The organism is Bradyrhizobium sp. LB14.3 (genome assembly GCF_040547985.1).
Taxonomy (GTDB): domain Bacteria; phylum Pseudomonadota; class Alphaproteobacteria; order Rhizobiales; family Xanthobacteraceae; genus Bradyrhizobium.
Map to the genome: position 1 here is coordinate 1 of NZ_JBEPQT010000003.1, position 22570 is coordinate 22570.

23 protein-coding genes and 1 pseudogene are annotated in these 22570 nt (G+C 63.4%); 15 read left to right on the plus strand and 9 right to left on the minus strand.

Annotation, left to right across the window (positions count from 1 at the left end; translation table 11 throughout):
- The 5 genes and pseudogenes from ABIB00_RS07140 to ABIB00_RS07160 form a co-directional block, all read left to right on the plus strand.
- On the plus strand, positions 1-1074 hold a 1074-nt coding region (locus ABIB00_RS07140; RefSeq protein ID WP_354103874.1), incomplete at its 5' end, for a DUF1522 domain-containing protein.
- 325 nt (positions 1075-1399) lie between these two features.
- A complete protein-coding gene (locus tag ABIB00_RS07145; protein ID WP_247446401.1) occupies positions 1400-3679 on the plus strand; it encodes a DUF1522 domain-containing protein in 2280 nt (759 codons plus the stop codon).
- Between the two features lie 215 nt (positions 3680-3894).
- Complete coding sequence (locus tag ABIB00_RS07150) at positions 3895-6186, plus strand: DUF1522 domain-containing protein (RefSeq protein ID WP_354103875.1); 2292 nt, start codon at positions 3895-3897, stop codon at positions 6184-6186.
- A gap of 287 nt (positions 6187-6473) precedes the next feature.
- Complete coding sequence (gene flaF, locus ABIB00_RS07155; RefSeq protein WP_247351981.1) at positions 6474-6842, plus strand: flagellar biosynthesis regulator FlaF; 369 nt, start codon at positions 6474-6476, stop codon at positions 6840-6842.
- Positions 6839-6982 (plus strand): annotated as a pseudogene (locus tag ABIB00_RS07160) (hypothetical protein); the annotation flags it as partial. The gene flaF and the pseudogene ABIB00_RS07160, both read left to right, overlap by 4 nt.
- 3 nt (positions 6983-6985) lie before the next feature.
- Here the strand turns inward: ABIB00_RS07160 and ABIB00_RS07165 are convergent.
- From ABIB00_RS07165 to ABIB00_RS07180, 4 genes are all read right to left on the minus strand, one after another.
- On the minus strand, positions 6986-7345 hold the full coding sequence (locus tag ABIB00_RS07165) for a hypothetical protein (RefSeq protein ID WP_354103876.1): 360 nt from the start codon (positions 7343-7345) through the stop codon (positions 6986-6988).
- A 159-nt stretch (positions 7346-7504) separates the two neighbouring features.
- Positions 7505-8002, minus strand: a complete 498-nt coding sequence (locus ABIB00_RS07170) for a hypothetical protein (RefSeq protein WP_354103877.1) — start codon at positions 8000-8002, stop codon at positions 7505-7507.
- A 15-nt stretch (positions 8003-8017) separates the two neighbouring features.
- Positions 8018-8383, minus strand: a complete 366-nt coding sequence (gene flgJ, locus ABIB00_RS07175) for a flagellar assembly peptidoglycan hydrolase FlgJ (RefSeq protein ID WP_247351973.1) — start codon at positions 8381-8383, stop codon at positions 8018-8020.
- On the minus strand, positions 8383-9507 hold the full coding sequence (locus ABIB00_RS07180) for a flagellar basal body P-ring protein FlgI (RefSeq protein ID WP_247351972.1): 1125 nt from the start codon (positions 9505-9507) through the stop codon (positions 8383-8385). The genes flgJ and ABIB00_RS07180 overlap by 1 nt, the downstream gene beginning before the upstream one ends.
- A gap of 270 nt (positions 9508-9777) precedes the next feature.
- Here ABIB00_RS07180 and ABIB00_RS07185 point away from each other — a divergent pair, with 270 nt between their 5' ends.
- Entirely contained in the window at positions 9778-10191 is a 414-nt protein-coding gene (locus ABIB00_RS07185; RefSeq protein ID WP_247351970.1) for a flagellar assembly protein FliX, read from the plus strand.
- Positions 10192-10195: 4 nt separating this feature from the next.
- On the opposite strand, the gene ABIB00_RS07190 is transcribed toward ABIB00_RS07185, so the two are convergent.
- On the minus strand, positions 10196-10564 hold the full coding sequence (locus ABIB00_RS07190) for a winged helix-turn-helix transcriptional regulator (RefSeq protein ID WP_354104192.1): 369 nt from the start codon (positions 10562-10564) through the stop codon (positions 10196-10198).
- A 149-nt stretch (positions 10565-10713) separates the two neighbouring features.
- Here ABIB00_RS07190 and ABIB00_RS07195 point away from each other — a divergent pair, with 149 nt between their 5' ends.
- The 5 genes from ABIB00_RS07195 (at position 10714) to ABIB00_RS07215 (ending at position 14679) form a co-directional block, all read left to right on the plus strand.
- A complete protein-coding gene (locus tag ABIB00_RS07195) occupies positions 10714-11325 on the plus strand; it encodes an NAD(P)-dependent oxidoreductase (RefSeq protein ID WP_247351968.1) in 612 nt (203 codons plus the stop codon).
- 233 nt (positions 11326-11558) lie between these two features.
- Positions 11559-11924 carry an RNA polymerase-binding protein DksA gene (gene dksA / locus ABIB00_RS07200; protein ID WP_008554760.1) on the plus strand — a complete coding sequence of 122 codons (366 nt, stop codon included), beginning with the start codon at positions 11559-11561 and terminating at the stop codon, positions 11922-11924.
- A gap of 512 nt (positions 11925-12436) precedes the next feature.
- Positions 12437-13216 carry a 2-keto-4-pentenoate hydratase gene (locus ABIB00_RS07205; protein ID WP_354103878.1) on the plus strand — a complete coding sequence of 260 codons (780 nt, stop codon included), beginning with the start codon at positions 12437-12439 and terminating at the stop codon, positions 13214-13216.
- An 841-nt stretch (positions 13217-14057) separates the two neighbouring features.
- Complete coding sequence (locus tag ABIB00_RS07210; RefSeq protein WP_354104193.1) at positions 14058-14348, plus strand: type II toxin-antitoxin system RelE/ParE family toxin; 291 nt, start codon at positions 14058-14060, stop codon at positions 14346-14348.
- A 4-nt stretch (positions 14349-14352) separates the two neighbouring features.
- Positions 14353-14679 (plus strand): helix-turn-helix domain-containing transcriptional regulator, encoded by a 327-nt coding sequence (locus ABIB00_RS07215; RefSeq protein ID WP_354103879.1) that lies wholly within the window; start codon positions 14353-14355, stop codon positions 14677-14679.
- Positions 14680-14954: 275 nt separating this feature from the next.
- Here the strand turns inward: ABIB00_RS07215 and flgH are convergent, their stop codons facing one another.
- Genes flgH through flgF form a run of 4 tightly spaced genes read right to left on the minus strand, consistent with a single transcriptional unit; the run spans position 14955 to position 18442 of the window.
- Positions 14955-15719 (minus strand): flagellar basal body L-ring protein FlgH, encoded by a 765-nt coding sequence (gene flgH / locus ABIB00_RS07220; RefSeq protein WP_354103880.1) that lies wholly within the window; start codon positions 15717-15719, stop codon positions 14955-14957.
- A 3-nt stretch (positions 15720-15722) separates the two neighbouring features.
- The gene (flgA, locus tag ABIB00_RS07225; RefSeq protein WP_354103881.1) at positions 15723-16865 is read right to left on the minus strand and encodes a flagellar basal body P-ring formation chaperone FlgA; all 1143 of its coding nucleotides are present in this window, start codon (positions 16863-16865) and stop codon (positions 15723-15725) included.
- Positions 16866-16875: 10 nt separating this feature from the next.
- Entirely contained in the window at positions 16876-17664 is a 789-nt protein-coding gene (flgG, locus tag ABIB00_RS07230; protein WP_211397591.1) for a flagellar basal-body rod protein FlgG, read from the minus strand.
- A gap of 16 nt (positions 17665-17680) precedes the next feature.
- The gene (flgF, locus tag ABIB00_RS07235; RefSeq protein WP_247351958.1) at positions 17681-18442 is read right to left on the minus strand and encodes a flagellar basal-body rod protein FlgF; all 762 of its coding nucleotides are present in this window, start codon (positions 18440-18442) and stop codon (positions 17681-17683) included.
- A 381-nt stretch (positions 18443-18823) separates the two neighbouring features.
- On the opposite strand from flgF, the gene fliL reads away from it, so the two are divergent.
- From fliL to ABIB00_RS07255, 4 genes are read left to right on the plus strand one after another with little or no spacing between them, the layout of a single operon-like run.
- A complete protein-coding gene (gene fliL, locus ABIB00_RS07240; RefSeq protein ID WP_247351957.1) occupies positions 18824-19315 on the plus strand; it encodes a flagellar basal body-associated protein FliL in 492 nt (163 codons plus the stop codon).
- A gap of 19 nt (positions 19316-19334) precedes the next feature.
- Positions 19335-20537, plus strand: coding sequence for a flagellar motor switch protein FliM (fliM, locus tag ABIB00_RS07245; protein WP_247351956.1), 1203 nt, complete (start codon positions 19335-19337; stop codon positions 20535-20537).
- Complete coding sequence (locus ABIB00_RS07250) at positions 20534-20980, plus strand: DUF6468 domain-containing protein (protein WP_247351954.1); 447 nt, start codon at positions 20534-20536, stop codon at positions 20978-20980. Before fliM ends, ABIB00_RS07250 begins: the two co-directional genes overlap by 4 nt.
- A 9-nt stretch (positions 20981-20989) precedes the next feature.
- Entirely contained in the window at positions 20990-21739 is a 750-nt protein-coding gene (locus ABIB00_RS07255) for a MotE family protein (protein WP_247351952.1), read from the plus strand.
- The last annotated feature ends 831 nt before the right edge of the window (positions 21740-22570 follow it).

Below are 22570 nucleotides of genomic sequence, written 5' to 3' on the forward strand. Positions count from 1 at the left end.
GGCACGGTTAACGACGTGCTGAAGGCGATCGACCTTGCCACCGGCGTGCAGACCGCGACGATCAACGCCAGCGGCGTTGCTGCGCTTACGACTGCGACCGGCCAGACCAACTCGTCGATCAACGCATCTGGTCAGCTCAAGATCTCGACCGGCGTCAATGCCGACCTCTCGATCACAGGCACCGGCAACGCGCTGAACGGGCTCGGCTTTGCCGGCAACACCGGCACTGCGAGCGCCTTCACCGCGGCACGGACTTCGGGCGTTGGCGGCCTCACGGGCAAGACCCTGACCTTCTCCGCCTTCAACGGCGGCACGGCGGTCAATGCCACCTTCGGCGACGGCACCAACGGCACGGTCAAGACGCTCGACCAGCTCAACTCGAAGCTTCAGGCCAACAACCTGACCGCGACGATCGACGCCAACGGCCTGCTGACGGTATCGACCACCAACGACTACGCGTCCTCGACCATCGGCTCAAGCTCCGCAGGTGGTTCGATCGGCGGCACGCTCACTTCGGCGCTGACCTTCTCGACGGCTTCCAGCCCCGTCCAGGATACAGTTGCCCAGACGTCGCGTGCGAATCTCGTCAACCAGTACAACAACATCCTTCAGCAGATCGACTCGACTTCGCAGGACTCCTCGTTCAACGGCGTCAACTTGTTGAACGGCGACCAGCTCAAGCTGGTGTTCGACGAGACCGGCAAGTCGAACCTCAGCATCACCGGCGTGACCTACAACTCCAAGGGTCTCGGCCTCGCTGCGTTGACCGGCGGTGTCGACTTCATCGACAACGCCGCCACCAACAAGGTGCTGACCAACCTGAACACGGCCTCGAGCACGCTGCGTTCGGAAGCGTCGAGCCTCGGTTCGAACCTGACGATCGTGCAGGTTCGTCAGGACTTCAACAAGAACCTGATCAACGTGCTGCAGACCGGTTCGTCCAACCTGACCCTGGCCGACACCAACGTCGAAGCCGCGAACAGCCAGGCGCTGTCGACCCGCCAGTCGATCGCGGTCTCCGCGCTGTCGCTGGCCAACCAGTCGCAGCAGAGCGTGCTCCAGCTGCTCCGCTAACAAGCGGACGACATCGCAAGCAAGATCCGGCGGCGGGGCTTCGGCCCCGCCGTTTTTTTTCGTGCGTCAGCCGACATTCGCAGCCACGCAACGCTCTGAAAAAGTAACCAGCGGTTATGGTTAATGGAGGGTAAGCGCGGATAAACGCCAATGATTTCAGCCTGATTGCCGGCCGCGACCACGCCTTCCGCGCACTTATGGTGAACCCGCGCTTAATGCGGGCGCGTGTCGTTTCACCCTTTGTTAGCCATGTCGCGGCACGCTGTCCCCGTCACTCGATCCGAAGCGATCGAACGAAGACGCGTAAACCAGAAGGGTAAGTGTTATGTCCGGTATTGTTCTCTCTGCGTCGGTTCGTCAGAACCTGCTGTCTCTCCAGTCCACCGCCGACCTCCTCGCCACCACACAGAACCGTCTGTCGACCGGCAAGAGCGTCAATTCGGCCCTGGACAATCCCACCAACTTCTTCACAGCCCAGTCGCTCGACAACCGCGCCAGCGACATCAACAATCTGCTCGACGGCATCGCCAACGGCGTGCAGGTGCTGCAGGCCGCCAACACCGGCCTGACCTCGCTGCAGAAGCTGATCGACTCGGCGAAGTCGATCGCCAACCAGGCGCTGCAGACCACGGTCGGCTACTCCACCAAGTCCAACGTCTCCACCTCGATCGCGGGTGCGACGGCGGCCGACCTGCGCGGCACCACGTCCTTCGCCAGCGCGACTGCAAGCAGCAACGTGCTCTATAACGGCACGGCCGGCGGCACCACGGCGGCAAGCGGCACCACGACGCTCGGCGCCACCATCGGCTCCTTTGCAAGCACTGGCGCAACGGCCGGCGACGGCACCACGGCCCTGACCGGCACCATCACCCTGATCGCCACTTCGGGCACGACCGCAACCGGTCTGGTCGGCAACGCCCAGCCCGCCGACGGCGACACACTGACCGTGAACGGCAAGACCATCACCTTCCGCTCGGGTTCTGCTCCGGCCTCGACTGCGGTTACGTCCGGTTCGGGCGTCAGCGGCAATCTCGTCACCGACGGCAGCGGCAACACCACCGTCTATCTCGGCACCGCGGGCGCCCCGGCTGCGAACGTCAACGATCTCTTGACCGCGATCGATCTCGCCAGCGGCGTGAAGACGGTTTCGATCACTGCGGGTGCCGCGACGATCGCCACCAGCGTCGGCCAGACCGCCTCGAGCGCTGCGGGCGGCGCCGTCACGCTGAAGAGCTCGACGGGTGCGGATCTGAGCGTCACCGGCAAGGCCGACCTGCTCAAGGCTCTCGCCCTGACGACGTCTTCCGGTGCAGGCAATGCCAGCGTGTCCGTCAACCGGACCACGAGCGCGGGCTCGCTGGGTGCGACCCTTACGGACGGTTCGTCGCTCAACGTCGATGGTCACACCATCACCTTCAAGAACGCGCCGACCCCGGGTACGACCGGTGCTCCGAGCGTTCCGAGCGGGTATGGTGCGAACGGCGCGATCGTCACCGACGGTAACGGCAACTCGACTGTCTATCTGCAGTCCGGCACGGTTGCCGACGTGCTGAAGGCGATCGACCTTGCCACCGGCGTGCAGACCGCGACGATCAACGCCAGCGGCGTTGCTGCGCTTACGACCGCGACCGGCCAATCGAACTCGACGATCAATACGTCCGGTCAGCTCAAGCTCTCGACCGGCATCAACGCCGATCTGTCGATCACGGGCTCAGGCAACGCGCTGAATGTGTTCGGGCTGGCCGGCAACACCGGCAGCGCGTCGGCATTCACTGCGGCGCGCACCTCCGGTGTCGGCGGCATTGCCGGCAAGACCCTGACCTTCTCCGCCTTCAACGGCGGCACGGCGGTCAACGTCACCTTCGGCGACGGCACCAACGGCACCGTCAAGACGCTCGATCAGCTCAACACGCAGCTTCTGGCCAACAACCTGGCTGCCACGATCGACGCCAACGGCCGGCTGACCATCACGGCGTCCAACGACTACGCGTCCTCGACGATCGGTTCGACCGTCGCAGGCGGTGGGATCGGCGGCACGCTCACCTCGGCGCTGACATTCTCGACGGCTTCCAGCCCCGTCCAGGATGCCGTCGCGCAGACGGCCCGTGCGAACCTGGTGTCTCAGTACAACAACATTCTGAACCAGATCGACACGACCTCGCAGGACTCCTCGTTCAACGGCGTCAATTTGTTGAACGGCGACCAGCTCAAGCTGGTGTTCGACGAGACCGGCAAGTCGAGCCTCAACATCACCGGCGTGACCTACAACTCCAAGGGTCTCGGCCTCGCTGCCTTGACCGTCGGTGTCGACTTCATCGACAACGCCGCGTCCAACCGCGTGCTGACCAATTTGAACGCCGCGTCGAGCACGCTGCGCTCGGAAGCCTCAGCGCTCGGTTCGAACCTCTCGGTGGTGCAGGTGCGTCAGGACTTCAACAAGAACCTGATCAACGTGCTGCAGACCGGCTCGTCCAACCTGACCCTGGCCGACACCAACGTCGAAGCGGCCAACAGCCAGGCGCTGTCGACCCGCCAGTCGATCGCTGTCTCCGCGCTGTCGCTGGCCAACACCTCGCAGCAGAGCGTGCTTCAGTTGCTCCGTTAAGCGGCTGAAACTACTAAATAAATCGAGCGGCGGGGCCAGTTGCCCCGCCGCTCTTTTTTGCGTCCGGAGGCGGGCAGGGGCGTTCACGCGCCATTAACCCTATCCCTTAAACCGGCGTTAACCATACTTTAAAGGACAGCCTCTAAGACTGGACAAAAGCCCGCTTTCCAGACCGCGCGGCCGATTCGTACCCGGTTCAAGAGGAAGACTCGCCAATGTCCAACATCGTTCTCTCGGCGTCCGTTCGCCAGAACCTGTTGTCGCTGCAGTCGACGGCCGACTTGCTGGCCACGACGCAGGAGCGACTGTCGACCGGTAAGAAGGTCAACACGGCCCTCGACAATCCCACCAACTTCTTCACAGCGCAGGGGTTGGACAACCGGGCGAGCGACATCAGCAACCTGCTGGATGGCATCAACAACGGTGTGCAGGTGCTCCAGGCGGCCAACACCGGCATCACATCGCTGCAGAAGCTGATCGACAGCGCCAAGTCGATCGCCAACCAGGCGCTCCAGACCACGGTCGGCTATTCCACCAAGTCGAACGTCTCCACCACGATTCCCGGTGCGACGCCCGCCGACCTGCGCGGCACGACCTCCTATGCAAGCGCGACCGCCAACAGCAACGTGCTCTATACCGGCGCACCCGGTGGCGTGACCCCGGTCACGGGGACCGCCGCACTTGGCGCCTCGCTGGGCTCGACCGCCGGCGCCTTTACCGGAACAGCAGCGCTCGCCGCCGACGGCACCACCGCACTGTCCGGTACCGCCACGTTGCTCGGCACCACGGCATCCGCCACCTTCAGCACGGCGCCCGCTGACGGCGACACCATCACGGTCAACGGCAAGAGCATCACTTTCCGCACCGGCGTCGCTCCGAACACGCAGCCGACCGGCTGGGGCCTCAACCCCAGCGGACACATCGCCACCGACGGCAACGGCAATTCGATCGTCTATGAGGGAACGGCGGCTGCACCGGGGGCGACAGTCAACGACGTCCTCAGCGCGATCGACCTCGCCAGTGGCGTTAAGACCGCGACCATCAGCGCCGGCGCTGCGACCATCGTTGTCAGCGGCTCGGCCGGTCCGATCGGCACGCTCCAGGTGGCATCGTCCATCTCGGGAGGCGGCGCGGTTACGCTGAAGAGCTCGACCGGCGCCGACGTAAGCTTGACCGGAAAGGCCGATTTCCTCAAGGCGCTCGGTCTGACCACAGCGACCGGCGCAGGCAATGCCAACGTGACCGCAAATCGGTCGACGACGGCCGGCTCGCTGGGCAGTCTTGTTCAAGACGGTTCGACCCTGAACATCGACGGCCACACCATCACCTTCAAGAACGCCCAAACGCCCCAGTCGGCGTTGAGCGTCACCTCCGGCGGCGTCAACGGCAACGTCGTCACCGACGGCAACGGCAATTCGACCGTCTACATCCAGAGCGCGACACTCACCGATTTGCTCAACTCGATCGACCTTGCCACCGGCGTCAAGACCGCCAGCATCTTCAACGGCACGGCGACCCTGTCGACCACCGCGGGCCAGATCCCGTCGTCGGTCAACAGCAGCGGTCAGCTTGCGCTCTCGACCGGCATCAACGCCGACCTGTCGATCACCGGCACCGGCAACGCGCTCAACGCCTTCGGTCTCAGCGGCAACACGGGAACGGCAACCGCTTTCGCCGCGGCCCGCAACTCCGGTGTTGGTGGCGTCAGCGGCAAGACGCTGACCTTCACCTCCTTCAACGGCGGCACCCCGGTGAGCGTCACCTTCGGCGACGGCACCAACGGCACTGTCAAGACGCTCGACCAGCTCAATGTGCAGCTTCAGGCCAACCACCTGACGGCGACGATCGACGCCAACGGCGTGCTGACGGTCACCACCGTCAACGAGTACGCGTCCTCGACCCTCGGCTCGACTGCCGCGGGCGGCACGGTCGGCGGTACGCTCACCGGCGTGCTGGCCTTCACCACCGCGCAGCCCCCGATTCAGGATCCCGTCGCGCAGACGGCGCGCTCCGGCCTGGTCAGTCAGTTCAACAACATCCTGGCGCAGATCGACACGACCTCGCAGGACTCGTCCTTCAACGGCGTCAACCTGCTCAACGGCGACACGCTGAAGCTGGTCTTCAACGAGAATGGCAGCTCGACGCTCGGCATCAACGGCGTGGTGTTCAACGCGGCCGGACTTGGTCTCAGCAATCTGGTTCCCGGCACGGACTTCATCGACAACGGTGCCACCAACAAGGTGCTGGCCAGCCTGAATGCGGCCTCGAGCACGCTGCGCTCCGAAGGTTCGTCGCTCGGTTCGAACCTGTCGATCGTTCAGGTGCGTCAGGATTTCTCCAAGAACCTGATCAACGTTCTCCAGACCGGCTCGTCCAACCTGACGCTCGCCGACACCAATGAGGAAGCGGCGAACAGCCAGGCGCTGTCGACCCGCCAGTCGATCGCGGTGTCCGCGCTGTCGCTGGCCAACCAGTCGCAACAGAGCGTGCTGCAGCTGCTCCGCTAATTCGCAACGCAAGATCGCTACTCGATTTCGCGGCGGGGCCAAGGCTCCGCCGTTCATTTTACGCAGATCGCTAAGACAGGATTAGCTGAGATTGATGCGCATCGTGCGAGGCTTATTTACAGCGTGCACGTGCACATCTAGCTTCGCGATGAAGGACTTCGGGACCCGTAATACTCCGGAGTGCTTCCAAGCACACATGTAAGCAAATCTTAAGCGGTGCTGCCTAGGGTTGGGAAAGAAATCCTTAAGCGCGTTCAACGGGCTAGGTAACCTCCAAGGTGTGATTGATGTCGAATTCCGCTGCCTCGGCCTACGCGCGTGTTGCAACGACCACAGCATCCCCTCGCGACGTCGAGGCGCAGACCCTGCTCAAGGCTGCCAACAAGCTTCAGGATGCGATCAACAACGCCGAGCCGTTCAGCGAGCAGACCACGCAAGCCCTGATGTTCAATCGCAAGCTCTGGACGATTTTCCTGAGCGAGGCCATGCGCGAGAACAATCCGCAGCCGCTCGACGTCCGGCAGAAGATCGCCAACATCAGCGTGTTCGTGCTGAGCCAGACCGCCGCGCTGCAGATGAGCCCGCAGTTCGATCACTTCCGTCCGCTGATCGAGATCAACCGCAATATCGCCGCCGGTCTGTCCGGCCGTCCGTGATCAAGGACGGCTCGTTCCGCTTCGGCAACACCAAATTCACGCTGACGGATGCCGGCAAGGCGCAGATCAAGAACGTCGTCACCGATCCAGCGACCGGGTCGAGCTATCTCGACACTGCCGTTGCGACGCTCGACGCCTGATCGTCAGGCGCTGAGGTCGGTGCTGGCCGGACGCGAGGGCTCGGATTTCAAATCCTGCGCATGGAAATAGGCCCGCCGGCGAAGCATTGCTTCGTCGGGAAACTGGTTGACCACGGCGTCGGTCCTGTCGTTGACGACCTGGAAGACGAAGGACGCCGCCGCCTGGTCGAACACGACCTGGCGTGAGACGTTTTCGTTGCTCCGCAAATCATTGCGTGCAGGCGCGCTCGCATCGCCAGCGGCCACTGTCTGGCTCACTGGCAGCTCGGTTTCCACGGCTTCGTGTGCCGCCGCGTTCGACGTCGTTACGATCTGCACGGCGGCCGGTATCCCCACCGGCCTGATGCTGAAATCTGTACTCATGGCAGCCTCCTGGTTGCCTCACGTGAGTCAAATCCCAACCCCTCTCAATGCGCAACCATGGAACACCAGGATTGAAGACCCGGTAAGGAAACGTGCCTAACCGCGCGACCACGTTGCCGCGCGGTTTTTCGTGAAATTGTCGCTTGTTCTTGCGCGCGCTCAGAGCGAGCGGCTGACCGCCAGCGGGGTGATGTGGCGCGGGCCCGGAGCGGCGCGCCGCCCCGCGGCCGTGTAGGTGTTCGGCACGTTGCGCTTCTGGATCTCGGCATTGACGCCGCGCACGACGCTTTCCGAGACCGCGTGTGCGGTTGCGAGCACGGTGAGATTGACCTGGAGCATCGCGCGGAATGCATCGTGGTGCCGATGCAGCGTCGAGAGCAGTTCGGGTTCGGATTTCGCGAGCTGGGCCTGGTTGGCCTTCAACTGGCTGACGGCGCCGACATAGTTTCGCGACAGCTCTTGCTTCTTGCTCTCGAGGGTCATCGCCTCGCTGACCTGTCCGGCGCGCACGAGCTCGGTCTCGCGCTCGATCAATCCGAGCAGGGCGCTCATCGCATCCATCAACTGCTCGGCGACCTTGCGCGCCTCGGCGCTGCCGGGTGCGGTGTTCGGGCGCTGCGCTTGCACCGGCTGACGCGAGGCGTTGAAATGGTTCATCTCGTTTGACCTTATTTATGCCGTGCGGATGGTTTTCGCCTGCTGCATGATGAGGGTGCGATAGACTTCGGTGGCGACGCCGACGCCGCCGGCATTGGCGAAGTTCTTGGAATATTGCTCGGTCAACATCGAGCGCCACACGCCGGTGCCCGGCGTGTCGCCGAACGGGCCTTCGCCCTTCAGACTCGAGGTCATCTGCGAGAACATGCTGTTGAGGAACATCGCCTCGAAGTCGGTGGCGGTCTTCTGCGCCTTGGCCTGCTGCTTCTGCGGGACCTTCTGCAGGGCCGCGGCGAGGTCGAAATCCGGCCGGCCGTTGCGGCTCTCCACCGAAAAGGCAGAGCTGGCGACGCGTGCGGTGTTGACCATGCCGGTCTGCATCACATCACCTCGATGTCGGCTTCGATCGCACCGGCGGCCTTGATCGCCTGCAGGATGCTGATGAGATCGCGCGGGCCGATGCCGAGGCCGTTGAGGCCGTCGACGAGCTGCTGAAGCGAGACGCCGTCCTTGACGACGGCGAACTTCTTGCCGTCCTCGGTGACGCTGACACTGCTGCGCGGCGCGACCACGGTCCGTCCCCGCGACAGCGGATTGGGCTGGCTCACCTGCGGGCTCTCGGAGATCGTGACGGTGAGGTTGCCCTGTGCGACTGCAACGGTGGCGACGCGGACGTCGCGGCCCATCACGATGATGCCGCTGCGTTCGTCGATGATGATCTTGGCGGCGAGATCCGGCTCGACCTGGAGCTGCTCGATCTCGGTGAGAAAGGCGACGACGTTGCCCTTGAACTCCGGCGGGATCGCAAGCTGCACCGTCGACGGGTCGATCGGCTCGGCGGTTTTGACGCCGAGATAGTCGTTGATCGCGGCGGCGATCCGCTTGGCCGTGGTGAAGTCGGCGTTGCGCAGCGCAAGGCGGACGTTGGGCAGGCGATTGAGCGCGAACTCGATCTCGCGCTCGATGATGGCGCCGTTGGCGATGCGTCCGACGGTCGGCACGCCACGCACGATTTTCGCCGCTTCGCCCTCGGCCTGGAAGCCGGAGATCGCGAGCGAGCCCTGTGCGACCGAGTAGACGTTGCCGTCGGCGCCGAGGAGGGGGGTGACGAGCAGGGTGCCGCCCTGGAGATTCTTGGCGTCGCCGAGCGCAGAGACGGTGACGTCCATGCGCGTGCCCTGGGTGGCGAAGGCCGGCAGATTGCCTGTCACCATGACGGCGGCGACGTTGCCGGTGCGGATGGTGGCGCCGCGGATGTTGACGCCCATGCGCTCGAGCATCGCTTGCAGCGACTGCTTGGTGAAAGGGATGTTGTTGAGGGTGTCGCCGGTGCCGTTGAGACCGACGACGAGGCCGTAGCCGATGAGCTGGTTCTGCCGCACGCCTTCGATGTTGGCGAGATCTTTGATGCGCGATGTCGCGCTTGCAGACGTGACCGAGAGCGCCAGCGCTGACAGCGCGGCGCAGGCCACCCCAACAATCCTCACCCAACGAACGCTTGGCATCCTCTGCTCCCCGAGGCTCCTCAAATCGACGGATCCTCACGACACTCCCATGACGAGCTGGTCCGACGCTGTCCTTGCGAGCGCTGTGCCAACTCGGAGCAGTGGGGGTAGGTGGTTGAACAGGTTGAGTAAATCTGTTTCGAGCGGTCTCAGCCGGTGTTGTCCCTGAGGAGCGAAACTGCCGCCTGTCGGCAGTTTTTGCCGGGCTGTTTACGGGCCGTTAACCATAAAACGGCGAATGTGGCGCATCGATCACCCGGATTGCTTCCGATGCGCATCTACGGACCGAACGGCACCACGCTTGGAACGCCGGCCAGCCAGGCCAGGCGGACGAGCTCCGGCACCTTCGTGCTGCCCGACACCTCGTCGGCGCAGGAGACGCGGGGCGCTGCCGCACCGAAGGCCGCCGCCAACATCGACGGGCTGCTCGCGCTGCAAGGCATCGAAGAGAACCCCGTCGAGCGTCGCAAGCGCTCGGTCACGCGCGGCAAGACCGCGCTCGACGTGCTCGACGATCTGAAGATGGGGCTCCTCTCTGGCAAACTCGATGCGTCGACCGTGATGCGGCTGCGTGACGCTGCGGCGAACCTGAAATCGTCTTCCGGCGATCCCGGTCTGGACTCGGTGCTGTCCGAGATCGAGCTGCGCGTCGAGGTCGAGCTCGCCAAGGCCGGGCAGGCGTAGCGTCTTACGCCGCTTCATCCTTCTGCGCGTCGTAGCAGCGCTGGGCGGCGAGCACGTCTTTCAGATTCTGCTCGGCCCAATCTCGGAGCGGATCGACCGCAGCTGCGAGCGTCACGCCGAGCTGCGTGATCGAGTATTCCACGGTCACCGGCACGGTTGCGATGGCGTGACGCTTGATCAATCCGTCGCGATCGAGCGACTTGAGAACCTGGCTCAGCATCTTCTGCGAAATGCCTTCAATCGTGCGGCGCAACTGATTGAAGCGCATCGGCTCCTCGCGCAGCAGTAGCAGGATCAGCACCGCCCATTTGTCGCCGACGCGGTCGAGGATCTGTCGCGTAGGGCAGTTCGCTGCATAGACGTCCGGCTTCATCGTCGGGTCCTCACGATCCATTCCGCTCATTTGCCGGCCGCCGCCGGTTACTCCTGCGTAAGCAGGTAAGCACAAGGTGCTCTCTTAACACCAGCATTCTTTATGATATCTAGTAACCGGTAGTTACCACAGAAGCAAAGGAGCCTTTCATGAAGATCGCAGTTGCCGGCGCCTCGGGCCGGACCGGGTCGGAGATCACCAAGGAACTGTCGCGCCGCGGCCACGCGGTCACGGCCATCGCCCGCAACCCCGAGAAGATCGCGGTCCTGCCGAATGTCACGCCCACCAAGGGGGACGTCCTCGACCGGTCCGGTCTTGCCAAGCTGTGGGTTGGGCACGACGTCGCCGTGAGTTCCGTGCACTTTCTGGCCAGCGACGCGCTCAAGCTGATCGGAGCGGCAAAGGATTCCAAGGTCGGTCGTTACCTCGTGGTCGGCGGGGCCGGCAGCCTTGAGGTCGCTCCGGGCGTCAAACTGGTTACAACTCCCGGTTTTCCGGCTCAGTACAAGGCTGAGGCTGAGGCGGGTTCGGCTTTTCTCGACCTGCTGCGGCAGGAAAAAGAGCTGAACTGGACCTTCATCTCGCCATCGGCCCTGTTCATCGAGGGGGAGCGCACCGGCAAGTTCCGGCTTGGGACCGATCAGCTTCTCGCAGATGCGAACGGGAAGAGCTGGATCACCTTCGCTGACTACGCCATCGCGCTGGCCGACGAGATCGAACGGCCGGCCCATGTGAAGCAGCGTTTCACGGTCGGCTACTAGGCCTTCGGCCGCCCCCGGGGCCCTCCAGGATAAACCTTCCTGTAGGATAAACCTTCCTGTGCAAGGGCTTGGGAGCGCCAATCGGGCGATCAGGGAAACATTGTCTGTCACATGAGGCCGCTATATAACGCCCCGCTCAGCGGACTCCGTTCCGTTTGCGAGTCGTTGCTTAGACAGATAGGCCGCCCTTGGAAAAGTTGAAAAACTACCGACCGACCGAAAAAGAGCCTTTCATGAACGACAGGCAGAAGGAGTACTTCCGTTTGAAGCTCCTCGCCTGGAAGGATGAGATCCTCAAAGAGTCCAAGCTCACCCTGCAAGCCCTGCAGGAGGAGAACGTGAACCACCCCGATCTCGCCGATCGGGCGTCGTCCGAAACCGACCGCGCCATCGAACTCCGTGCCCGCGACCGCCAGCGCAAGTTGATCGCCAAGATCGATGCCGCGCTCCAGCGTATCGAGGACAACACCTACGGCTATTGCGAGGACACGGGGGAGCCGATCTCGTTGAAGCGGCTCGAGGCCCGGCCGATCGCGACGCTCTCGGTGGAAGCGCAGGAGCGCCACGAGAAACGCGAGAAGGTCTATCGCGACGAATAGAGCCTGAGCCGCAGAGATGCGGCTCTTTATTTTTGGATGCAAAGCGCCGTTTCGCGCCGTGATCAGCATTTTGCCTGTCGCTTGCAACCCCGCGGCGCGCGAGCGCAATCGCGAAAAGTGAATCGCAATCAATGGGCTAGACTTAACTCCTCCGAGCTCACGTGAGTTCGGATGAGCAACAGCCTTCACTTCGGGTGCGGGAGGTTTCGCGAGTCGCGTCAACGACATCGACTCGAATGCTGAGACACCGATCCAGCAGCTTCACGCGTCGCTGCAATCAGGCCTGTTGCGCCCCTAAAAAGCGCGCTTCCCCATAAAGCCTGGACCAGTTCAATATTTCCTTAAACGCTGGCAGCAGGCCATGAGGCCGTCCCATGTGATGTGGCCGATCTGCGTCCGCAGCTCATCCAATTGGGCTGGCAATGCGTGCTGCCGTGCGGCCCCGCGCTTGTCACACCCCGGCGGGGATGCTGAAGTGCCGCCCTCAATGCGTAGCGTAGGAGGCGGCGCCGATGGACAATATTCTCAAGGCCGCAAAGGCGATCGCGCTGGCGCGCCGCAACCACGCGCCGCTCGCGGCGCTCGAAGTTCCCCCGGCCGATGAAGCCGAGGGCTATCAGGTCCAGCGCGCGCTGCACGATCTGCTGCTGCCACATGTCGGCCCGCTCGTCGGTTACAAGATCGGCTGCACCAGCCAGGTGATGCAGGATTATATCGGCATTCCGCACCCTTGCGGTGGCGGCGTGTTCAAGAAGGGCGTGCACGAAAGCGGCGTGCAGCTCGCGGCTGCCGACTATGTCCGGGTCGGCGTCGAATGCGAAATCGCCGTGCGGCTCAAGCGCAATCTTGCCGCCAGCGAGGCGCCGTTCACGGCCGAATGGGTCGGCGAGGCCGTCGAGGCCTATCATCCCGCGATCGAGATCGTAGACGACCGCTATGTGAAGTGGGAGACGATGGGCGCGCCGACCTTGATCGCCGACGATTTCTTCGCCGCCGGCTGCGTGCTGGGTGAGAGGGTGCCGCGCTCGTCCGTGCCGGACCTGAAGGCCGTCAAGGGCCGCGCCATCGTCAACGGTGAGGAGGTCAGCCACGGCACCGGCGCCGACGTGCTCGGCCATCCCCACAACGCACTCGCCTGGCTCGCCAACCATCTCGCCGCCGAGGGCAAGGGCTTGCACGCGGGACAGCTCGTGCTGACGGGGAGCCTGGTGAAGACGCTGTGGCTGAAGGCCGGCGACAAGGTGCGGATGGAGCTGGATGGGCTGGGGACGGTCGAGGCGGAGTTTACGTGACGTCTCCGCCGTCATTGCGAGGAACCCGTCGCGACGAGGCAATCCAGAATCTTTCCGCGGCGGCAGTCTGGATTGCTTTCGCTGCGCTCGCAATGACGGAGGTTGGGGCACGATTTCGTTCTTTCAATTTACATCGCAATCGCGGACGCACCACCACATCCTCGCGGCATCTTCCGCCCGAGTTTTGCAATCGTCTCGCCCTCCTGAAGATCAAGAAGGTGCAGGGAAGGCCGGGCGCCGGCTGGCACCCGCAATCCCGTGTGCGGATCAAACGCGCACGGGTGGATCACAGGTGACGCCGGGACATCCCGGCCTTCCCTGCGCGAATGGTTTTAACGGTGTCCTTCGTGCTCTCCCCGGGGAGCGATGCACTATTGCCCCCGTCGCCATGCAGATGGCTGATGCGCGTGCCCGGTCGGACAGCACACATCACTACAAGACTTGACGCACAGACCCCGGGCGTCAGGACCACACGACTTCTCCGTCCGCGCGCATCCCCGCTCGCATCATCGACGGCTGGCGTGCGCTCACCATCGAAGCCGAACCGGGACGCCGTCAGCGTCGTGTCGTCACGCGAGAGGTTCTGCTCACGGAATACCATCGAAGGATTCCCGCCCTGCAAAGCTCTTCGCGCCCGACGCCGTCGCGTCCACTGCATTCCATCCCTCGTTTCGTGACGGTCGCGAGACGCCCTCTTGTGGGAAGGAACAAAGAGGGAACATAATGAAGCGATCGGAGCGCGTCAACAATAAATTTCTAAAATCCGAAAATTCTGAAATAGAAAATTGGTAACGAATATGGTACCAAAAATCGAGATCGCGGAATACAGCACGACGGTCGTATCCCGTTTCGGGATTGGTATGACCGGCTCGATGCGCAGGCCGCCGCAGCTGTCGCCGTTGCAATTGGACGACTTGCCGATGGAAATACCTCGAACGTCAAGTCGATCGGTGAGGGCGCGGCCGAACTGAAGATCAACCGCGGCCCCGGCTACCGGGTCTATTTCGGGTGGGACGGCAGCGTGCTGGTGATCCTCCTGGGTGGCGGCACCAAGCAGAGGCAACAGAGCGATATCAGCGTCGCGCTTCGTCGATGGCGTGATTACAAGGTGCGAAAGCGCAATGAGGGATGACCCGATGCCGTTGACCCACAGTTTTCAAGAGACCATTCGCGCGCGGGCAGAGCGCGATCCAACTTTCCGCGAGGCGCTGTTTCAGGAGGCGATGCAGACCCTGTTGCAGGGGGACACCGATTACGGTCGCACCGCGCTGCGGACTTACATCAATGCCACTATCGGTTTCGAACGATTGAGCGAGGTGCTTGATCGTCCGCAGAAGAGTCTGATGCGGATGTTCGGGCCGGGCGGAAACCCAACAATGGGCAACCTGATGGCGGTGATCCGCGCGCTTCAGGAGGAGACGGGCGTGCATCTGGAGATACGCGCAGTCATGGATGTGGCGTGATGTGCACGCTCTCGCCTCCATCGTTGCGAGGAGCCCTTCGCGACGAAAGCAATCCAGAATCTTTCCGCGGACGCTCCGAATTGCTTCGCCGCGCCCACAATGACGGAGTTTGGGGCAGCGGTGTCGCTACAATTTCTCGCCTCTGACTTGCTTCTTGCAGCTGACGCCGTCGCCAAAATACATGCGGCCCTCGCCAGGGGAGCTAGCGAGGGCCGCGTCGTACATCGTCGTTCGCGCCTAGGTCCGCGAACACGATGTGGGAGCTCGGGAGAAGACTAGAAGGGCAGCAGCACGTCCATGACTTGTTGGCCGTAGCGTGGTTGCTGCACGTCCATGATCTGGCCGCGGCCGCCGTATGCGATGCGGGCCTGCGCGATCTTGCTGGAATCGATGGTGTTGTCGCTCTGGATGTCTTCGGGGCGGACGATGCCGGCGACGATGAGCTCGCGAATCTCGTAGTTGACGCGGATCTCCTGCTTGCCTTCGACCACGAGGTTGCCGTTCGGCAGCACCTGGGTGACGACCGCTGCGACGTTGGTCTGCAATGCTTCCTGCCGGTTGACCGAGCCCTTGCCATCGGCGGAGGATGTCGAGTCGGTGGTGAGAAGCCGACCCGGCAGGATCTTGAGTGGCTGCGTGACCGTCTGGCTGCCGATAAAGTCGGTAATTCCCGAGTCTTCCTTGGAGGTGCGGCTGCGCTGGGTCTCGTTGGAGAGGTTGGCCTTGTCGGTGATGTTCACGGTCACGGTCAGGAGGTCGCCGACATGGGTCGCGCGCTGGTCTTTGAAGAAGGCTCGGCTGCCGTTGCGCCACAGCGAGTTCGGATTGTAGGAGGCGACTTCCGGCTTCGGCATCGGCATCTGCACCGGCTTGTAGCCGGGCTGCGTCGTCGGATTTTCGATCGCCGCCAGCTTCGGCTGCTCGCCGATCTGCGACAGGCGGTCGATCGAGGAGCAGCCGCTCGCCAGCGCGCAAGTCGCCAGCAGCAGGGCAGTAAGCGCGATGCGACGAGGACGGGAAGCCGAACTGAAACTGGACATGACTTACTCTGACTTGGCTGGAGCTTGCGAGACGCGAACTGGCGGGATCTGGGCTTGTGCGATCTGGGCCGGGGACGCCGGGGTCTGGATCAGGCTCTGGGCGAGGGCTGCGGCCATGGGGGCGGGGGCGGGCGTTACGTCACGCTTGAGCGATGAGGTCTGCTCGACCGCGGCCGGCATCGGCGCGGCCTGGCTGGCGCCCTGGACCGTCACCTGGCCGCGGGCCGTGACCACGCCTGTGAGCGTGCGCTTGGTCTGCAGGTTGAGCACGCTGATGATGTCGCCCTCGGCGCCGCTCTCGATCGCCTTGCCGCGCGTGGTGAGGTAGATCCCGGGGACCTGGTAGATGACGGTGACGTTCTGGTCGCGCTGCACGAATTCCGGCTTGACGATGTCGGCGACGCGGATCGGCATCCCCGCCCGCATCGGTCGGCGGAGCTGCATGCCGAGCGTCCGATCGCGCGAGGCGGCCTCACCTGTGACCTCGGCCTTCGGCCGGCGTTCCACGGCGACGTCGGAGGACTTCAGGAGATCGGCGCGGTCGATGTCGCGCGTCAGCACGGCCACTTCCACCGTTTCGATCGCATTGCCGGTAAAGCGCAGCTTGGTCGGCGCCGGATTGTTGTCGTTGTTGATCTCGAAGGCGATGTCGAAGCGACCGCTGCGGGCGTCATAGCGGGTTGCGACCGGCTGCAGCGCGCCGGTGTTAGAGGCATCCAGCCGCATGTCGGCTACACCGCGGTCGAACGTCACTGTGATGTTGGCGGCATCGCCAAGTCCGAAGCGGCGCTCGAGCGCCGAGGCGACCGCGGTTTCGAGGTCCTTGTTCACCAGCGTGCGGGCGAGACGGGTAACCTGGACCTCCTTGATGTCGCCGGTCATCACGCCGATCACCTGCTTTGCACGGAGCACGCTCAGAACGTGGGCGACCGGCAGCGCGCCGGTGGTGCCGAGATCGGGAGAGCGGTAGACCGGGATCAGCGCGGCGGATCCGGCATTGTCGATGAGATCGCCGACCCGCACCACGTCCGAGGTCACGGTGATGCTCGCGCGCAGCGTCGGCGTTGCGATGAAATTGTCGGCGGCCCGTGCAGGCAGCGCCAGCACGAGGAGAGCGGAGATCGTGGCGAGGGTGGTGCGGATCATGGTCATCACCTCAGCGGAACAGCGCCGTGGTCGATTGCATCATCTGGTCGGCGGCGCTGATCACCTTGGCGTTCATCTCGTAGGCGCGCTGGGCGGCGATCAGGTCGCTCATTTCCGAGACGACGTCGACATTGGCCTGCTCGAGGCTGCTCTGGGTGATGTTGCCGAAACCTTCGGCGGTCGCCGTGCCGTCCTGCGGCGGGCCGGAGGAGGGCGTCTCGGTGAACTGATTGTTGCCGACCGGCTGGAGGCCCGCCTTGTTGATGAATCGGGTCAGGCCGATCTGGCCCTGGACCGCCGACGTCGACGAACCCGGCAGCGTCACCGAGACTTGGCCCTGCACGTTGATGGTGAGACCCGAGGCGTTGTTCGGGATCGTGATCGTCGGCTGGACCGGGTTGCCCTGCGCGGTGACGATGCGCCCCTGATTGTCCATCTGGAAGGTGCCGTCGCGGGTGTACTGGTAGCTGCCGTCGGGCATCAGGATCTTGAAGAAACCTTCGCCCGTGATGGCCATGTCGAGGTCGTTGCCGGTCTGCGACAGCGTGCCCTGGGTCATGCTGCGCGGCGTACCGACGGTCTTGACGCCGCCGCCGATGTCGACGCCGACCGGCAGGATGGTGCCCTGGTCGGACGACTGGGCGCCGACGCGGCGGACGTGTTCGTAGATCAGGTCCTGGAACGCCGCGGTCTGCTTCTTGAAGCCGGTGGTGCGCAAGTTCGCGATGTTGTTGGAGATCACCTGAACGTTGAGTTCCTGTGCCGCCATTCCGGTCGCTGCGGTGTGAAGCGCCTGCATGTCAGTTCTCCCTCAATCAAGCCGGAACGTCGGCGAGTTTCTCGATCGCCGATTTGTGCATGTCACTCTGCTGCTGGAGCAGGTTGGCGATGGCGGTGTAGCTGCGCATGACTTCGACCATGCGGCTCATCTCACCGACCGAGTTCACATTCGACTTCTCGACGTAGCCCTGCTGCACGGTCGACTTGGTGTCGGCCTGCGCGGTCGCGGAGCCGGCGCTGTAAAGGTTGGCGCCGAGCTTGGTCAGCTTGGCCGGGTCGTCGAACGCGGCCATGCGGATCTTGCCGCGGATCGAGTCGTTCTTGGCCGTGCCCTCAAGCACGGTGACGGTGCCGTCGGGGGCGACGTTGATGTCGTGGTCGGTCGGCTGGAAGGTGATCGGGCCGCCGGTGCCGAGCACGAGGTTGCCGTCGGAGGTGACGAGCTGGCCGGTGCTGTTGAGCGAGAATTTGCCGTCGCGGGTGTAGCGCTCGGCGCCATTGGCCTGCACCGCGAAATAGGCGTCGCCGCTGATCGCCATGTCGAGCGGATTCTTGGTCGGCTCCATCGGCCCCTGGCTGACGTCGCGGAAGGTGCCGCGGTCCTGCACATAGGAGACCCGGCGGTCGGAGCCGGCGAAATTGTCCTCACGCGCGTTCGAGTTGAGGTACTCCTCGAACAACGAATGGTCGGCCTTGAAGCCGTTGGTATTGGCGTTGGCGACGTTGTTGGCGACGACATCCATCTGCCGTTCCAACGTCATCTGCCGTGACAAGCCGATCAGAAGCGCGTTCTGCATCGGAAATCTCCCCTGAGTGAGATCCGCCAGCTCGCTCTCCCAAGCGCCTTGGCCGATCCCGTGAACGAGACCTCGGGTTCTCCCAAACCTTAGGTCTCGGCCCTTTCTCAGCGAAAGTCGTGCCAACCGGGAAAATTACGTAAATTCAATCGTTTATCTATTTTCTGAGGGCGCGGGGAGGCGGCAGAAAGGAACTGTTAGCCATGTTTGCCCGGCAGATTTTTCCTAGTGGGAGCCCAATCGAAAGGTTCCGTTAACCATTATTACCGTAGCGTTTGCACATAAGAGGAGCGCACTGCGCTGGGGCATTTGTATCGCGTCACTGTCTGCCAGGAGCTTCGCTCTTTCGATCCCTTTGAGAAATGAACGAGCGCGGCGATCATGGCAGAGAATGAAGCGGAAGGCGGCTCAGGCGCGGAAGCCGCTCCACCGAAGAACAAGCTCAAGATCATCGTCATGGCCGTGGGCCTGCTCGCGGTCCTCGGCGGCGGTGCCGCGACCTGGTTCTTCTTTTTCCGTCACGGCGACGACGAGCATCACGCCGAGGCGGCGCCCCCGCCGAAGCCACCGGCTTTCGTCGACGTTCCCGACATCATGGTCAACCTCGCCGGTGCGCCGGGCGAGCGCGTGCAATATCTGAAGCTCAAGATCGTGCTGGAGCTGAAGGAAGAGAAGCAGATCGAGGCGATCAAGCCGACGATGCCGCGCATCACCGACATCTTCCAGACCTATGTGCGCGAGCTGCGCTCCTCCGACCTCAATGGCTCCGCCGGCGTCTTCCGTCTCAAGGAAGAGCTGACCAAGCGCGTCAACGCGGCGGTAGCCCCGGTCCAGGTCAGCGCGGTGCTGTTCAAGGAAGTCGTGATCCAGTGAGCATGACGGTCTAGGGATCATGGCAGGCACCGACCAACCCGACCAGGATGCAATTGCCGCCCAATGGGAGGCCTCGCTCGATTCCGAGGATCCCGCCGAGGCCGCGAAGGCTGCTGCCGAAAACGAACTATCCGAGACCATGGCCCTGCAATGGGCGGCCATGGTCGAGGACGGCAGCCGCGATCTCGGCGCCGGCAAGAATTCCGGCGAGCGGGTGCTGTCGCAGGAGGAGATCGACAACCTCCTCGGCTTCACAGCCGGCGACGTCACACTCGACGATCATTCCGGCATTCGCGCCATCATCGATTCGGCGATGGTCTCCTACGAGCGTCTGCCGATGCTCGAAATCGTCTTCGACCGCCTGGTGCGGTTGCTGACGACCTCCTTGCGCAATTTCACCTCCGACAACGTCGAAGTCTCGCTCGACCGGATCACTTCGGTGCGCTTCGGCGACTACATGAACTCGATCCCGCTGCCCGCCGTCCTCACCGTCTTCAAGGCCGAGGAGTGGGACAATTTCGGCATGGCGGTGGTCGATTCCAGCCTGATCTACTCGATGATCGACGTGCTGCTCGGCGGCCGCCGCGGCTCGAGCCAGCTCCGCATCGAGGGCCGGCCCTACACCACGATCGAGACAGAGTTGGTCAAGCGGCTGGTCGAGGTGGTCATGGCCGATGCCGAACAGGCGTTCCGGCCGCTGTCGCCGGTGACCTTCACGATCGACCGGCTCGAGACCAATCCGCGCTTCGCCGCGATCAGCCGGCCTGCCAACGCCGCGATCCTGGTGCGCCTGCGCATCGACATGGAAGATCGCGGCGGCAACATCGAGCTCTTGCTGCCCTACGCGACCATCGAGCCGATCCGGGGCGTCCTGCTCCAGATGTTCATGGGCGAAAAGTTCGGCCGCGACCAGGTCTGGGAAGGCCATTTCGCAACCGAGATCGTCCAGGCCGAGATCTCCGTCGACGCCGTGCTCTACGAAGCCGACATTCCGCTCAAGCAGCTGATGCGGCTGAAGGTCGGCGACACGCTGCCGCTGGACATGCGCGCGGATGCCAATGTCACTGTTCGCTGCGGCGACGTCACGATCACCGAAGGACGCATGGGCCGGGTCGGCGATCGCGTCGCGATTCGGGTGACGAAACCCCTGCGCAAGCCAAGTACGACACTTGCGATGTTCGAAAAGGTCGACGAGCAGAACAAGATGATGGAGGCCCCATGAACCACTCCCTGGGAATGGCGATCGAGACGCTGGTGGCTATCCTGCTGATGCTGACCATCTTCTACTGCGTGATGCTCAACAAGCGGCTGACGCGGCTGAAGGCGGACGAGCATTCGCTGAAGGCGGTCATCGGCGAGCTGATCACCGCAACCGAGATCGCCGAGCGCGCGATCGGCGGGCTGAAGCTCGCCGTGCGCGACGTCAACGAGAACCTCGGCAGCCAGCTTGTGGCGGCGACGCAGATGTCCGAACAGCTCTACAAGCAGCTCGGTGAAGCCGACAACGTGGTACGGCGCCTGTCCAAGATCGCGATCGCCGCGCGTCCCATGACGAACCCGGATATGGTCGCCGCGCCCGCAGCCAAGCCCTCGTCGGCGAAGGCGGTGGCGGCTGCGGCCGAAGCCTTCTCCGAGCGCCGACGGTCCAACGGTCTTGCCGCATAAAGTCAGGGTATGAAGTCCTTTCGCAACATCCGCGTCATCCCGATCGTGCTGGTTGCCGTCGCTGGCCTCGCCACGCTGAAGGTCGCGGGCCTCGTGCTCAATGGCGGCTATGTCTTCGACTACAAGCCGAACCAGGTCAAAAAATCCTGGGCGCAGGAGAATCTGAACTTTCCGAGCAGCCGCGAGGACCCCGACATTACGGGCTCGACCCACGGCGCGCCGAAGCCGGCCGCGCCCGAGACCAAGCCCGAAGGCACCGTGGTCAAGGTGGAGGAAGCCCAGCCGCAGATCTCGGCCTCGGAGCGCGCAATCCTGGAACGCTTGCAGTCGCGCCGCCAGGAAATCGAGGCCCGCCAGCGCGAGATCGACATCCGCGAGAGCCTGTTGAAATCCGCCGAGAAGCGCATCGAAAACAAGGTCGAGGAGATGAAGGCGGTGGAAACCCGCATCTCCGCGACCCAGGCCGAGCAGAAGGCCGCCGAAGCCCAGCGCATGAAGGGCCTCGTGACCATGTATGAGGGCATGAAGCCCAAGGATGCCGCGCGCGTGTTCGACCGCCTGGAGATGGGCGTGCTGATCGAGATCGCCTCGCAGATCGCGCCGCGAAAGATGTCGGACATCATGGGACTGATGTCGCCAGAGGCCGCCGAGCGGCTGACGGTCGAGATGGCCCGCCGGGCCAACGGCGGCGGCGATCAGTCCGCCTCGGCCGGCGATCTGCCCAAGATCGACGGCAAGCCGACGCAAAAGCCGAATTGAGGGCTCAAGAGGCGCGGCAACCTGCGCGTCGTCGCGCGGCCGTTCGGCCAGCACGCGGCTAGACGCCTTGCGTGTCTAGCTTGCGTGCCGCTGTTGAACCCTGCGACCGGCCGAGCTCAACGGTTTCTCGACAGGAAGGAGGGTCTCGCAGTGCTGCTTGATCAGCGCAGCCTTCGTCATTCGAGTCACGAGATGCAAGGTGCTGTGGCAGCAGGAGCACTCGTATACCTTGAGGGCATAGCCCCGCGCGATTGGAAAGACGGCTACGACCGTTCTTGTCCGGCTGCATACAATGCAGTTGGCTTCTCCGCTCATTGATTGCCCCCCAAAAGTCGACCAATCGAATTCGCATCGCCGTGATCACATTGATTCAGAGTCGTTGATGGACCGCAACACCTTTGGGGTTGTGCGCGCATAATCGGCAACCAAGCACGCAGATCAAACACGCCTGGGAGTGGGGTGATCGCCGCGAGTTGACTTCCTTGCCGCACGGAGCGATGCGACTCGCGTTGCGGATGCAGCCGAAGCAAGCGGCATCTTCTGAGGCTGCGATGAGTTGACGCGTACAAATGTGAAGTGGAGTACAGTGGCGCTGAAGCGTTCGTCCTAGGCTTCCGCCATTCGCAATCAGCAGCGCGGGAGGAAGCTATGAATTACTCGTCCGTAGCAGAACGCGCAATCGAAGCCGTCAATCGGCTGCTCATCGCAGCAATGACGTTCGCATGGACGTCCGCGCTAGACCATCAGCATGCATGGCCGCCGCAAGAGGAAGAAGGCGACTCTGATGACGCTTGTCTCGAGCGGGAGCACTCCTCGGCGCCGGATTGCGCG

Bases quoted from the DNA above. Each gene is read 5' to 3' on its own strand.
- ABIB00_RS07145 (WP_247446401.1), top strand. From the start codon at position 1,400: ATGTCCGGTATTGTTCTCTCTGCGTCGGTTCGTCAGAACCTGCTGTCT.
- ABIB00_RS07150 (WP_354103875.1), top strand. From the start codon at position 3,895: ATGTCCAACATCGTTCTCTCGGCGTCCGTTCGCCAGAACCTGTTGTCG.
- flaF (WP_247351981.1), top strand. From the start codon at position 6,474: ATGTCGAATTCCGCTGCCTCGGCCTACGCGCGTGTTGCAACGACCACA.
- ABIB00_RS07165 (WP_354103876.1), bottom strand. From the start codon at position 7,345: ATGAGTACAGATTTCAGCATCAGGCCGGTGGGGATACCGGCCGCCGTG.
- ABIB00_RS07170 (WP_354103877.1), bottom strand. From the start codon at position 8,002: ATGAACCATTTCAACGCCTCGCGTCAGCCGGTGCAAGCGCAGCGCCCG.
- flgJ (WP_247351973.1), bottom strand. From the start codon at position 8,383: ATGCAGACCGGCATGGTCAACACCGCACGCGTCGCCAGCTCTGCCTTT.
- ABIB00_RS07180 (WP_247351972.1), bottom strand. From the start codon at position 9,507: ATGCCAAGCGTTCGTTGGGTGAGGATTGTTGGGGTGGCCTGCGCCGCG.
- ABIB00_RS07185 (WP_247351970.1), top strand. From the start codon at position 9,778: ATGCGCATCTACGGACCGAACGGCACCACGCTTGGAACGCCGGCCAGC.
- ABIB00_RS07190 (WP_354104192.1), bottom strand. From the start codon at position 10,564: ATGAAGCCGGACGTCTATGCAGCGAACTGCCCTACGCGACAGATCCTC.
- ABIB00_RS07195 (WP_247351968.1), top strand. From the start codon at position 10,714: ATGAAGATCGCAGTTGCCGGCGCCTCGGGCCGGACCGGGTCGGAGATC.
- dksA (WP_008554760.1), top strand. From the start codon at position 11,559: ATGAACGACAGGCAGAAGGAGTACTTCCGTTTGAAGCTCCTCGCCTGG.
- ABIB00_RS07205 (WP_354103878.1), top strand. From the start codon at position 12,437: ATGGACAATATTCTCAAGGCCGCAAAGGCGATCGCGCTGGCGCGCCGC.
- ABIB00_RS07215 (WP_354103879.1), top strand. From the start codon at position 14,353: ATGCCGTTGACCCACAGTTTTCAAGAGACCATTCGCGCGCGGGCAGAG.
- flgH (WP_354103880.1), bottom strand. From the start codon at position 15,719: ATGTCCAGTTTCAGTTCGGCTTCCCGTCCTCGTCGCATCGCGCTTACT.
- flgA (WP_354103881.1), bottom strand. From the start codon at position 16,865: ATGATCCGCACCACCCTCGCCACGATCTCCGCTCTCCTCGTGCTGGCG.
- flgG (WP_211397591.1), bottom strand. From the start codon at position 17,664: ATGCAGGCGCTTCACACCGCAGCGACCGGAATGGCGGCACAGGAACTC.
- flgF (WP_247351958.1), bottom strand. From the start codon at position 18,442: ATGCAGAACGCGCTTCTGATCGGCTTGTCACGGCAGATGACGTTGGAA.
- fliL (WP_247351957.1), top strand. From the start codon at position 18,824: ATGGCAGAGAATGAAGCGGAAGGCGGCTCAGGCGCGGAAGCCGCTCCA.
- fliM (WP_247351956.1), top strand. From the start codon at position 19,335: ATGGCAGGCACCGACCAACCCGACCAGGATGCAATTGCCGCCCAATGG.
- ABIB00_RS07250 (WP_247351954.1), top strand. From the start codon at position 20,534: ATGAACCACTCCCTGGGAATGGCGATCGAGACGCTGGTGGCTATCCTG.
- ABIB00_RS07255 (WP_247351952.1), top strand. From the start codon at position 20,990: ATGAAGTCCTTTCGCAACATCCGCGTCATCCCGATCGTGCTGGTTGCC.